This window comes from Mesorhizobium qingshengii, assembly GCF_027563465.1.
Taxonomy (GTDB): domain Bacteria; phylum Pseudomonadota; class Alphaproteobacteria; order Rhizobiales; family Rhizobiaceae; genus Mesorhizobium; species Mesorhizobium qingshengii_A.
Genome location: NZ_JAPFQA010000004.1, coordinates 238,940 through 251,558, shown reverse-complemented (window position 1 = coordinate 251,558; position 12,619 = coordinate 238,940). Strand labels below are relative to the sequence as shown.

Below are 12,619 nucleotides of genomic sequence, written 5' to 3'. Positions count from 1 at the left end.
CATGCTCATCTCCCCAGATAGACTTCGACGACGCGCTCGTCGGCCGAAACGAAATCAAGCGTGCCCTCGGACAGTACCGAGCCCTCGTGCAGGCAGGTGACCTTGACGCCGAGCTCGCGCACGAAATGCATGTCGTGTTCGACGACGATGACCGAATGGTCGCGCGCAATGTCCTTGAGCAGCCGTGCGGTTTCCTCGGTCTCGGCATCGGTCATGCCGGCAACCGGCTCGTCGACCAGAAGCAGCTTCGGGTCCTGCGCCAAGAGCATGCCGATCTCCAGCCACTGCTTTTGGCCGTGACTGAGATTGGCCGCCAGTTCGTCGCGCTTGTCGCCAAGCCGGATGATGCCGAGGATGTCGTCGATCTGCCGCGCCTCCGCAGCCGAGCGCCGGTGGAACAGCGCCGGAAAGATCGAGCGCGGCCCCTTCAGCGCCAGCATCAGGTTCTCCTCGATCGTGTGGCTTTCGAAGACGGTCGGCTTCTGGAATTTGCGGCCGATGCCCATCATGGCGATCTCGGCCTCGTCGTGCTTGGTCAGGTCGACCTGTCCGTCGAAGAACACCTCTCCCTCGTCGGGCCGCGTCTTGCCGGTGACGATGTCCATCATCGTCGTCTTGCCGGCGCCGTTGGGGCCGATGATGGCGCGCATCTCACCCTTGCCGAGCACCAGCGACAGATTGTTGATGGCGCGAAAACCGTCGAACGAGACCGAGACGCCGTCGAGGTAGAGGATGGTGCTGCTCTTCGACATGTCCCTTACTCCGCCGGCTGGGGTTCGGGGTTGGACGAAGACCATTCACCCGGCGTTCTTGCTGGTGCCCGAATGATCTTCGGCGGCGCCGGGTCGACATACGTGCCGGCTTCTTGCGCGGCAGAAGCCGCCCGCAACGCCCTGGCGTTACCGCGCCAGGAATCCCACATGCCGATGATGCCCTTGGGCAAGAGCAGCGTGACGGCGACGAACAGGCCGCCCAGCGCGAACAGCCAGAATTCCGGCAGCACACCGGTGAACCAGGATTTGCCGGCATTGACGAGCAGAGCGCCGATGATTGGTCCGACAATGGTGCCACGACCGCCGACGGCTGCCCAGATCACCACCTCGATCGAATTGGACGGATCGAATTCGCCGGGGTTGATGATGCCTACCTGCGGCACGTAGAGCGCGCCGGCTGTGCCGGCCATGACGGCCGAGACAGTGAAAGCGAACAGTTTGACGTTCTCGGCCCGCCAGCCGAGGAAGCGCGTGCGGCTCTCGGCGTCACGCACGGCCATCAGCAGCTTGCCATATTTGGAGCCGACGATTGCCCAGGTGACGAAGACAGCGAGGGCGAGCGTCACCGCGCTGGCGGCGAACAGCGCCGAGCGCGTCGCGTCGGCCTGCACATTGAACCCTAGAATATCCTTGAAGTCGGTCAGGCCGTTATTGCCACCGAAACCCATGTCGTTGCGAAAAAAGGCGAGCAGCAGCGCATAGGTCATCGCCTGCGTGATGATCGAGAGATAGACGCCAGTGACACGGCTGCGGAAGGCAAACCAGCCGAAGACGAAGGCGAGCAGGCCGGGCACGGCCAGCACCATGAGGCCAGCGAACCAGAAATGGTCGAAGCCGGTCCAGAACCACGGCAATTCCTTGTAGTTCAGGAACACCATGAAGTCCGGCAGGATGGGGTTGCCATAGACGCCGCGCGAACCGATCTGGCGCATGAGATACATGCCCATCGCATAGCCGCCGAGCGCGAAGAAGGCGCCGTGGCCCAGCGAGAGAATGCCGCAATAGCCCCAGACGAGGTCGAGCGCCAAGGCAAGCAGCGCATAGCAGAGATATTTGCCGGTCAGCGCCACGATATAGGACGGGACATAGAAGGCGCTCGTCGGCGATACGACGAGATTAAGCAGCGGCACGATGATGGCCACCGCCAGCAGGATGAAGATGGTAATGGCGATGCGGCGGTCCGCGCCCGCGGCGAAGAAGCGTCCGCTGATCATGCTTCCACCGCCCTGCCCTTGAGCGCGAACAGGCCGCGCGGGCGCTTCTGGATGAACAGGATGATGAGGACCAGCACGACGATCTTGCCGAGCACCGCGCCGGCATAGGGCTCGAGGAACTTGTTGACGATGCCGAGCGAGAAGGCGCCGACCAGCGTGCCCCAGAGATTGCCGACCCCGCCGAAAACGACGACCATGAAGCTGTCGATGATGTAGCCGCGGCCGAGATTGGGCGAGACGTTGTCGATCTGGCTGAGCGCGACACCGGCAATCCCGGCAATGCCGGATCCGAGCGCGAAGGTCAGCGCGTCGACCCATGGCGTCCTGATCCCCATCGAAGCGGCCATGCGCCGGTTGGCGGTGACGGCGCGCATCTGCAGCCCCCAGGGCGTGCGTTTCATCACATAGAGCAGCACCGCGAAGACGCTGAGCGCGAAAACCAGGATCCACAGGCGGTTCCAGGTGATCGCGAGTTGTCCGACATTGAACGAGCCCGACATCCACGACGGATTGCCAACCTCCTGGTTGGTCGGCCCGAATATGCTGCGCACGGCCTGCTGCAGGATCAGCGAGACGCCCCAAGTCGCCAGCAGGGTCTCCAGCGGCCGCCCGTAGAGGAAGCGGATGACGCCGCGCTCGATGGCAAGCCCGACGAGCGCGGCGACGAGGAAGGCGAGCGGCAGCGCGATCACCAGCGACCAGTCGAACAGGCCGGGAAAGGATGTGCGGATCACCTGCTGGACAACAAAGGTGGTGTAGGCGCCGAGCATGACCATCTCGCCATGCGCCATGTTGATGACGCCCATGACGCCGAAGGTAATGGCAAGCCCGATCGCGGCGAGCAACAAGACCGAGCCCAGCGAAATGCCGTACCAGATGTTCTGGCCGGCATCCCAGAACGCCAGCGTCGAATTGATGTTGCGAATAGCCGCTGTCGCCGCTTCCCTGACCGCGTCCGGGGCGTTCGCCTCGACCGAGGTAAGCAGCGAAACCGCGTCGCGGTCGCCCCGTGCGCCGATCAGCGCGATTGCGGCGAGCTTGTCGGCATCCGGCCGGTCGGAGACAAGCACGGAGGCGGCGCGGGCCTGTTCGAGCAGGGCCTTGACGCTTGCCAAGGTCTCATTGGCGATCGCGGTGTCGAGCGGCTCGATGTTTGCGGCATCGGGCGTCTTGAACATGGTGTCGGCGGCGGCGATGCGCACGGCCGGGTCCTTGGCGCCAAGCGTCAGCGTGCCGAGCGCATCGCGGATGACGCGGCGCAGCGTGTTGTTGACCTTGATCTTGGTGATGTCATCCTTGGCGGCGTCGGCCGACTTCTCGCCGCTTAGCGGGTCGAGCAACTCAACGCCGTCGCCGGTCTCCTTGCCGACGAAGACAAGGGAATCGGCCTTGCGGATATAGAGATTTCCGTCGGCAAGTGCCGCAAGCGGCCGCTCCACCGCCGGGTCGCCTGTGGCCGCCAGTTCGTGAACGACAGCCCCTGTCTCCGAGAAGCCCTTGGCCGTCGCGAATTTGGCGATGATGCCACGCAGATCGGCTTCGCTTGCACCCGATGACGACAGCGTCGCCAGCAGGACCAGCAGTGTCAGGCCAATCGCGCGGAACAGGTTCATTGGCTTCAGGCAGCTCCTGAAAGGTTGATTTCGCGCCCGGGCGGGCTGGAGGACGAAGCCCGCCCGGAGCGCTTGCGGTCTCGGGCCGTGGCGTTGCGAACCACGACCCGGTCAGACCGGGAGGATCAGTTTGTGCCCTTGCCGCCGCACTTGCCGGTGGCGACATTGAAGTTGCCGCAGGACAGTGGCGCGCGCCAATCGGAGATCAGGTCCTTGGAGTCAGGCAGGTAGTCGGACCATTCGTCGCCCATCACCAGACCCGGCGTGCGCGAAACCGTCTCGAACTGGCCGTCGGCCTGGATTTCACCGATCAGCACCGGCTTGGTGATGTGGTGGTTCGGCATCATCGTCGAGTAGCCGCCGGTCAGGTTCGGCACCGAAACGCCGATCATGGCGTCGATGACCTTGTCCGGATCGGTGGTGCCGGCCTTCTCGACCGCCTTCACCCACATGTTGAAGCCGATATAGTGGGCTTCCATCGGGTCGTTGGTGGTGCGCTTGTCGTTCTTGATGAACTTGTGCCAGTCGGCGATGAACTTCTTGTTCTCGGGCGTGTCGACGCTCTCGAAATAGTTCCAGGCGGCGAGATGGCCGACCAGCGGCGCGGTGTCGAGACCGGCAAGCTCTTCCTCGCCGACCGAGAAGGCCATGACCGGAATATCCTCGGCCTTGATGCCCTGGTTGCCGAGTTCCTTGTAGAACGGCACGTTGGCGTCGCCGTTGACGGTCGAGACGACGGCGGTCTTCTTGCCGGCCGAGCCGAATTTCTTGATGGCCGAAACTTCGGTCTGCCAGTCGGAGAAGCCGAACGGCGTGTAGTTGACCATGATGTCTTCCGCAGCGACGCCCTTGGCCTTCAGATAGGCCTCGAGGATCTTGTTGGTGGTGCGCGGATAGACGTAGTCGGTGCCTTCGAGGACCCAGCGCTTCACCGAGCCACCATCCTCGCTCATCAGATAGTCGACCGCCGGGATTGCCTGCTGGTTCGGCGCGGCACCCGTGTAGAACACGTTGCGCTCGCTTTCCTCGCCTTCATACTGCACGGGATAGAACAGGATGTTGTCGAGCTCGGAGAACACCGGCAGCACCGATTTGCGCGACACCGAGGTCCAGCAGCCGAACACCGCCGCGACCTTGTCCTTGGAGATCAGCTCGCGCGCCTTCTCGGCGAACAGCGGCCAGTTGGAAGCAGGGTCGACGACGACGGCTTCGAGCTTCTTGCCGAGCAGGCCGCCCTTCGCGTTCTGTTCGTCGATGAGCATCAGCATGGCGTCCTTCAGCGTCGTCTCCGAAATCGCCATGGTCCCCGACAGTGAGTGGAGAATGCCGACCTTGATCGTGTCGTCCGCCGCCCTGGCGGGCACGGACATCAACAGGCCTGCCGCGACCACGCTCGCCGAGAACATTTTTGTAATTGTCGAGAAGTTACCCCTCATGCCAAACACTCCCAAGCTGGTTGATTGCACCGCAACACTACGATGCAACCCCCATGCCAATCGCCAAGGCGGTGTCGATAAAGGGATGATAATTCAATATTATCAATCGCTTACTATATTAGAGTTACGAAAACAAAGAGAGCCGGTTAAAAATTGATTGAGGGAAATTTGCGCAACGCACAAGGCTTTTGCCTAATTTTCGCCCAATTTGACCAGATGCCTAGATTTTGATCGTCAAGCGCGGCACCGCAGACAACAAATGTTGCGGCACAGCGCAAAAATAGGGCAAGCTCGCCGCTCGAGCGAGCACGTCATGACATCCAGAATTTCACGCATTTTCATCGGCATATTGCTTATGGCGACAACGACCGGCGCCGCACGAGCCGACTTCAGCGATGGCAAGATGCCGGATGGCACCTATCATTGCGAGGTCTACCTGCTCGGCCTGTTCCTCGATCTCGGCGACATCACCATCAAGGGAAACGTCTACAGCGGCCCGGTCACCTTTGGGACCGCCCAGCAGGCTTACAATTATCAGATGGATGCGAACGGCGTGATCTCCTGGCTGGGACCGTTGGGTGGCTACACCACCGGCGGCAACTCGATCTCGCTGACGCAGGCGACGCTTGACGGCGAGACCACGCCCTCCTTCGACATCATCATGAGGCAACCCAACGGTGCTTTCACCGCCTCGACCTGCACGAAGCGTTGAACTGGACGGCCGGAACTGCGCGGAACCCGGCTGTCAGGCCGTCCATCATGCCCCTCGAGAGCAACAAGTTCAGATTACCCGACAAATTTTGGACTGGGTGAACCGGGGGGCCCTATAAGCCCTCACATATATAATTCGTTAAATAGCGGCGCGTTGCCGTTCGTGTTAAGAATTAATTCAATCGCTGGGACTTGGGAGTACAGCAATTGAATATGATGCGCATTGCGGAGTCGCTAAAAAGCTCAGAAGCCAATGAAAGGTCACTTCTGTCCCTTGAGCAGTGTTTTGACCTGGACAGCAAAACCGCCAATGAGCTTTACTCAAAACATCTGAACAAATACATGCTCCAGCTCTTCGATATCCTTGGCTTGAAGGATATGGACATGAAGGGCGCGCAGGGCGTCGAGATCTGGCTGAATGACGGCCGTACGCTCCTCGACTTTTCCGCCGGCCTCGGCGTCCTTGGGCTCGGTCACAACCATCCGCGCATTATAGAGGCGGAGCGCAAATGTCATGAGCGCAAGACCGTCGACTGCATCAAAATCGCGCCTCACAAATTGCAGGGCGCTCTTGCGTATAACCTGTCGCGATTCCTGCCCGCGCCACTAGCCGTCTCATTTCTCGCAGTCTCGGGCGCCGAAGCGAACGAGGCGGCGATGAAACTGAGCGAACGCGTGCAGACTCCCAAAGGCAAGAGAAAATTCCTCTGCATGCAGGGCGCGTTTCACGGCAAAACCCATGGCGCGCTATCCCTGACGACCGCGACAGACGTGCAATCCGGCTTCCTTTTGGGCGTGCCAAAGGAAAACGTCATCTATGCCAGGTATGGCGACATCGATTCACTGCGAGAGGCGATCAGGTCAGAGACGGATGGCAGCGGCGGCAATTCCATTATTGCCGCGATCGTCGAGACAATTCGGGGTACCTCCTGCGAAATCCCCCCCGCCGGCTATTTGACGCAGTTCGTTCAGCATTGCCGGGACAACGATATCCTGTCCATCTTCGACGAAGTAAAGGTTGGCATGGGACGAAGCGGCAGGTTCTGTGCTTTCCAGCATGAAGGAGCCGTTCCCGACATCGTGACGCTTGCCAAGACCCTGGGCGGCGGCAAGCGGGAAGTGGCTGCCATGGTCACCTCTCAACTGTTGTTTGATCGGGCTTACGGCAACAAACAGGACTGCAACCTTCACAGTTCCAGCTTCAGCGGGCTTGGCGAAAGCTGCGCCGTCGCGATCGAGACGCTGAATATCCTGCAAGACGAAAGACTAATCGAAAACGCAGAGAGGATGGGTGACTACCTGTCCAAGGGTCTTCACCGGCTGAAGGCAAAACACCCCAAGCACGTTCTCGATGTGCGCGGACGTGGAATGTTTCAGGCGATCCGTTTGAACTTTCATCAGGATCTGGCGGAAAAGCTGGTCGACATCGACAAAAATCCGCTGTTCCAGACCTATCAGACAGTGTTGATCGGCGCCCTTGTCCGCGAGCTTTACGACCGCCACGACATACTGGTGCATTTCCAGCCGGGCGCGCGGGACATCCTGCATTTCATGCCGCCCTTTGTGGTGCGGGAAGAGCAAATCGACAAGCTCATCGCGGCGCTGGACGACATTCTCTCCCGAGGATTGAGCGACGCTACCGTTCGCTTCGTGGCGAAGAACATCAGGCGCGTCTTTCGAGGCATCGCCTGAAGGCGGCACGCAGAGTCTGCGATGGGGGCCTAGACCATGGATGGTTACATCCTCAATTCGACCGAGAGCCGCTGGACATCGGGTGTCGGTCTGGCGAGCCGGCTCTATTGGGCTGGCGTGGCTTTCTTTTCGCTGACTTCCCTTGTTCTGTTCCTGATCAACACCCGCTACGGCATCGGAATCTATCCCGATAGCTTGCGTTATATGGGGATCAGCGAACGGCCCTACGATGCGCCGCTCTATGCATGGCTGCTGATGGGAGTTTCCGCGACCGGGGTCGACCTGCCAGTCGGAGCAAAGGCAATCGGTCTATTCTTCGTCTGTGCGAACACGATCCTGATCTGGCATCTGCTGGTGCGCGCCAGCGGGAAATATGTCTACGCCGCCGCGGGGACCGCGATCATCACGCTTGCCCCTCAGTTCGTGACGCTTCATTCGCTCGCGATGTCGGAACCGCCGTTCCTGTTCTTCCTCCTAGTCACCGTGCTTGCGCTGTTGCGCTATTTCGAGACCGAAGACAGGACATGGCTGAAGGCAAGCGCGGTGCTACTCGGTCTTACGACACTGGTGCGCTTTACCGCGCCGCCGCTTGGCGCGGCGATTGCGGTATGCCTTCTTCTCGATCCTCGGCACACACTGTCCCGCCGTTTCGTCGACGCCACTATTTTCGCGGTGGTGAGCACGGCGATCTTCCTCTGCTGGGTGGTGATGAGTGAGGTCATCGCCGACCGCTCCATTGGTCGCGCGCTCTGGTTCTACGGCAATATGGGGGCCAGCGAGTGGCTGAAAAGCCTTGGAGCGATGACGGCATGGTTGCTGCCTGACAAGGTGCCATTCGCAGCCCGCGTTGTCCTGCTTGGCGCTTTTGCAGCAGCCGCCGCCTACCTGACCTTCCTTCATGCGCGTGAACCGCGTCGGCACGCACGGCAGGCCAAGGTCGCCGACGCTCTGTTGCCCACCCTTTTCGGGCTGTTTTTCTTCTTCTACCTGGGCTTCATGGTTCTTTCGACCTCGGTCGAGGCGAACCTGTCCTTGACTGGCCGCTACGCCTTTCCGGTGTACGTGACCACCGTTTTGATGACCACCATCGTTCTAGCCCATATCGGCGACGCCAGGGGGATTGTGAAGCTGGTCCACTACGGGCTTGTCTGCTTCGCCGTTCTGGTGTTAGGCGGCCACGTGGTCCGCACGGCCATGCGATCGTCCGAGGCGTATCGTTTTGGGGTAGGCTATGCCAGCCGCGAATGGGTGAACTCCCCGACGATGCAGGCGCTGCGACAACTGCCGGCGGATGCATCGATCTACAGCAATGGTGCCGACGTCGTCGCCTATGTGCTGGGACGAGAATCCCATTTCCTTCCGGAACGCATACAGTTGCGAACGGGCCGCGACAACCCAGCCAATCCGTACGAGAGACAGCTGCAAACGCTGCGCGACGATCTGGCCAAAGAGCATTCCTATGTTGCGATCTTCGACGCCATCGACTGGCGTTTCTATCTCGTCAGCGAAGCGGAACTGAAACAGCGTCTTTCGCTCGTTACGGTCGCAACCGAAGCGGACGGTCGTATCTATGCGATGCCCAAAACGACCAGGTAACACCGAGGTCGTGTTGCGGGCACCGGAAACCGGAGGCAACCACATGTATGCGGATGGATGTGAACCGGCTGCCGCGATCTCTCCGCCCCCGGCAAGCCTTAAGGAATATCTGGCAATTGCCCGCTTCGACCATGCGACCAAGCACGTCTTCATCCTGCCGGGGATCGTCATTGCCTATGCGTTGCGTGAGCCGCCCATGGATCGTGCGGCGGTGGCAATCGTCATTGGGTTCCTGAGCGCAATTGCCATCGCCTCGGCGAACTACGTCCTGAATGAATGGCTCGACCGAGAATTCGACGCCTTTCATCCAACCAAACGTGCCCGCAGCGCCGTGCTGAGGTCCCTGTCGCCGCATCTGGTTTATCTCGAGTATCTCCTTCTTGCGTCGGTCGGTCTTCTGCTCGCCGCTACGGTCGGAACATCGTTTTTCTTGGCCTCCGTTGTCTTTCTGATTTCGGGGCTGATCTACAATGTGAAGCCCATTCGATCGAAGGACTTGCCTTATCTGGATGTGATTTCGGAGTCCGTGAACAATCCCATCAGACTGACGCTGGGCTGGACGATGATTGACCACGCCGCACTCCCACCCAGCAGCCTGCTTTTAGGTTATTGGGCTGCCGGCGCCTTCCTTATGGGGGCAAAGCGGCTTTCCGAATACCGCGACATCACCAACGGCGGGAACAAGGATTTGTTGCAGCGCTACCGCCGATCGTTCCGTTCATACACGGCAGAGAACCTGACGGTCTCCTGCTTTCTCTACGCCATGATGTCAGCATTCTTTATTGCCGTTTTCCTGACCAAATACCGGCTCGAATACATATTGGCTCTGCCCTTTATCGCGATCCTGTTCGCGTCCTATCTGTGGCTTTCCTTGTTGAAGAACTCCATCGCGCAGCGTCCTGAAAGAATGTTCCGATCGCGCCGGCTGGTGGCGTCGCTGATCCTGGCGGTGATGGCGTTGTTCATCTTGTCGTTCGTCGATTTGCCGTGGCTTTACGATCTGTCAGCGCCAAACTTCAAACCCGTCGACATGCAATGAAACAACCCAACCAGTCCATCGTATGGAACAATATCGACCTCGTGGTCTTCGACTTGGACGGGACCCTCTATGACCAGCGGCGTCTCAGAACACGCATGGCGCTGAATTTGCTGCACGATGCCATGCGGGCGAGAAGCCTCAAGACCTTGAATGTTCTGCGCACATTCCGGCAATGCAGGGAAGCGATGGCGGAGCAAATGCTGACCGATTTCATGGACCGCCAGTTTGAAGTCACGGCGAGGCTATGCGGTTGTTCCGTTGTCTATGTTCGCGAGGTTGTCCAGGAATGGATCGAGCGACGCCCGCTCGCCCATATCGGCGCTTGCCGCTATTCTGGGGTTGAAGGACTTTTTCATGCTCTGCGCCGCTCAGGTCGCACGATTGCGGTGTATTCCGACTATCCCGCCGTCGAAAAGCTCAAGGCCCTGGCGCTCAAGGCGGACTTTGTGGTCAGCGCCTCGGACGGCGACGTGCGAAGGATGAAACCCGACCCCGCCGGGCTGCACAAGATACTCGGTGCGACCGGTGTGGATGCGAGCCGCTCGCTGATGGTCGGTGACCGCTTTGACCGCGATTGGGCGGTAGCGAACCGTGTCGGCATGCCCGCCATCATAAGATCCGCGCGCGGGGACCCGCGATGCAGGACTTTCCAGTCTTATCACGATGCACTGTTCCAGCCAGTGGTGCAGTCGCTGGAGAAAAGCGGTGTACTCACCCCTTCCGAGTTTTGAAAAATGTGTCCAGGCCATAGTCGACACCTTGATCCGGCAGGAACTGCCATCGCCAAAAAATCCCGCAGATGTTGAAACCATCGGGGCCTATGTACTGGCGGCGCATGCAAGCATGCCGGATTACCTGCGTCTGGCCTTCCGTATCCTCACCGTCATATTCGATGCCTGGTCTTATCCGGTGGCTGGAAAGCCATTTCATCTACTGAGCCCTGACCAACGCGTGGATCAGTTGAGGCGTTGGCAACATTCACGTCTGCAGATCCGGCCGGCGCTAATCTCCTTCTACCGGACCTTGACCTTCTTTGGGCTCTATTCTGACCTCTACAAACAGGACGTGGAATGTGGGGCACATCACGAACATAACTGAGCCTGTCACCAGCCAAATGACGGCCGACATTGTGGTCATCGGGTCTGGCCCCGGCGGCGCGGTGACCGCGACCTTGTGCGCGGAAGCAGGCAAGTCAGTACTTCTGGTCGAAGAAGGCCAAAATCTGTCGCTTCAGTCGGCTCCGCCTTTTTCAAAGGAGGAACTGCTTCTCAAATATCGGAATGCCGGCATCTGCATAGCCGTTGGCCCGTCAAAAATTGCCTATGTCGAAGGTCGGTGCGTCGGGGGCGGCAGCGAGATCAATCGTGGGCTCTATCACCGCGCGCCGGAATACCTCCTCGATCAATGGCGGGCCGTCTTCAAGGTCGATGATTTGTCTCTCGACCGGCTGATACCCCACTTCATTGCCTGCGAAAGCACAGCGAGGATCGAGTATCTGCATGGTGACGCACCGCTCATCTCCACACGGCTGCGTGACGGGGCTGCCCGTCTCGGCTGGCAAGCGACCGAGGCGCCACGTTTGTACCGGTACGGCGGCGAGGAAAAATCTGGTCGAAAACAATCCATGTCGGAAACCTTCGTTCCCCGATTTCTCGCAGCAGGCGGCCGTCTGATCGCGGATACACGAGCGAACCGACTGACGCGCTCAGGTGGCAAATGGCACGTGAAAGCGCTGCACACGCCGGCAAACGGCCCGCCACGGCCGATAGAAATTTCCGCCGATCAGATTTTCGTTGCCTGCGGCGCGGTTCAGACGCCAGCTCTTCTGCGCCGATCCGGTTTGACCCGAAATATTGGCAACTCCCTGTATTTCCATCCGATGCTGAAAGTCGTCGCGCAGTTTGATGAGGATGTGAACAATCCGGGCGATCTCGATCCGGTTCATCAGATCAGGGAATTCGAGCCTTCCTTCGGTATGGGATGCTCCATCAGCAAACGGCCGATGCTCGGCCTGGCAATGGTAAATCATGCCAACCACTTCGCTGAGATCGACCGGCATTGGCGTCGCATGGGCATATATTACGTTCAGGCGGCAAGCGGAAAGGCGACGGTACGCAACCTGCCATTTTTTCGCGATCCGTTGGTGAGGGTCTGGCAAAATGGGGCGGATCTTAGAAAACTGGCCGATGGCCTGAAACGACTGGCCGAGGCACTGTTTTCAGCCGGCGCTGTCGCCGTCTATCCCAGCGTCCAGGGCTATCCGGTGCTCCGCTCCATGGAAGATGTCCGCAATCTTCCCGCCACGTTTTCCGGAAGCGATGGCAGCGTGACCTCCGTGCATGTGTTCTCCTCATGTCCGATGGGAGGAAACGAGGCCATTTGCGCGACGGATTCATTCGGCCGCGTGCGCGATGCGGACGGCCTTTACATCGCTGACGCGTCCCTCTTGTGCGGGCCGACTGTCGTCAATCCTCAGGGCACCGTCATGGCCATTGCCCATCGCAATGCGACGCACGCCGTTGAAAGCCGATTTAACTGAGTGATA

11 protein-coding genes are annotated in these 12,619 nt (G+C 59.8%); 7 read left to right on the top strand and 4 right to left on the bottom strand.

All coding sequences use genetic code 11. From position 1 onward, the window contains the following. Window positions 1-5 precede the first annotated feature (5 nt). The 4 genes from urtD to urtA form a co-directional block, all read right to left on the bottom strand. Window positions 6-752: an urea ABC transporter ATP-binding protein UrtD gene (urtD, locus tag OOJ09_RS12405; RefSeq protein WP_269905490.1), complete on the bottom strand. Its 747-nt coding sequence runs from the start codon at window positions 750-752 to the stop codon at window positions 6-8. A 5-nt stretch (window positions 753-757) separates the two neighbouring features. Continuing rightward, window positions 758-1,987, bottom strand: a complete 1,230-nt coding sequence (gene urtC, locus OOJ09_RS12400) for an urea ABC transporter permease subunit UrtC (protein ID WP_269905489.1) — start codon at window positions 1,985-1,987, stop codon at window positions 758-760. Continuing rightward, a complete protein-coding gene (gene urtB, locus OOJ09_RS12395) occupies window positions 1,984-3,600 on the bottom strand; it encodes an urea ABC transporter permease subunit UrtB (protein WP_269905488.1) in 1,617 nt (538 codons plus the stop codon). The genes urtC and urtB overlap by 4 nt, the downstream gene beginning before the upstream one ends. Window positions 3,601-3,725: 125 nt before the next feature. Beyond that, entirely contained in the window at window positions 3,726-5,036 is a 1,311-nt protein-coding gene (urtA, locus tag OOJ09_RS12390) for an urea ABC transporter substrate-binding protein (RefSeq protein ID WP_269905487.1), read from the bottom strand. 313 nt (window positions 5,037-5,349) lie between these two features. On the opposite strand from urtA, the gene OOJ09_RS12385 reads away from it, so the two are divergent. The 7 genes from OOJ09_RS12385 to OOJ09_RS12355 all read left to right on the top strand — a co-directional run bounded on the left by OOJ09_RS12385 (window position 5,350) and on the right by OOJ09_RS12355 (window position 12,613). Then, window positions 5,350-5,748 carry a hypothetical protein gene (locus OOJ09_RS12385; protein ID WP_269905486.1) on the top strand — a complete coding sequence of 133 codons (399 nt, stop codon included), beginning with the start codon at window positions 5,350-5,352 and terminating at the stop codon, window positions 5,746-5,748. Between the two features lie 212 nt (window positions 5,749-5,960). Further along, window positions 5,961-7,439 carry an aspartate aminotransferase family protein gene (locus OOJ09_RS12380; protein WP_269905650.1) on the top strand — a complete coding sequence of 493 codons (1,479 nt, stop codon included), beginning with the start codon at window positions 5,961-5,963 and terminating at the stop codon, window positions 7,437-7,439. A 36-nt stretch (window positions 7,440-7,475) separates the two neighbouring features. After that, window positions 7,476-9,035 carry an ArnT family glycosyltransferase gene (locus tag OOJ09_RS12375; protein WP_269905485.1) on the top strand — a complete coding sequence of 520 codons (1,560 nt, stop codon included), beginning with the start codon at window positions 7,476-7,478 and terminating at the stop codon, window positions 9,033-9,035. Between the two features lie 43 nt (window positions 9,036-9,078). Then, complete coding sequence (locus tag OOJ09_RS12370; protein WP_269905484.1) at window positions 9,079-10,074, top strand: UbiA family prenyltransferase; 996 nt, start codon at window positions 9,079-9,081, stop codon at window positions 10,072-10,074. Continuing rightward, window positions 10,071-10,805: an HAD family hydrolase gene (locus OOJ09_RS12365; protein WP_269905483.1), complete on the top strand. Its 735-nt coding sequence runs from the start codon at window positions 10,071-10,073 to the stop codon at window positions 10,803-10,805. Before OOJ09_RS12370 ends, OOJ09_RS12365 begins: the two co-directional genes overlap by 4 nt. Next, window positions 10,780-11,172, top strand: coding sequence for a hypothetical protein (locus OOJ09_RS12360; RefSeq protein WP_269905482.1), 393 nt, complete (start codon window positions 10,780-10,782; stop codon window positions 11,170-11,172). The genes OOJ09_RS12365 and OOJ09_RS12360 overlap by 26 nt, the downstream gene beginning before the upstream one ends. 16 nt (window positions 11,173-11,188) lie before the next feature. Beyond that, complete coding sequence (locus tag OOJ09_RS12355; protein WP_269905481.1) at window positions 11,189-12,613, top strand: GMC family oxidoreductase N-terminal domain-containing protein; 1,425 nt, start codon at window positions 11,189-11,191, stop codon at window positions 12,611-12,613. Window positions 12,614-12,619 lie beyond the last annotated feature (6 nt).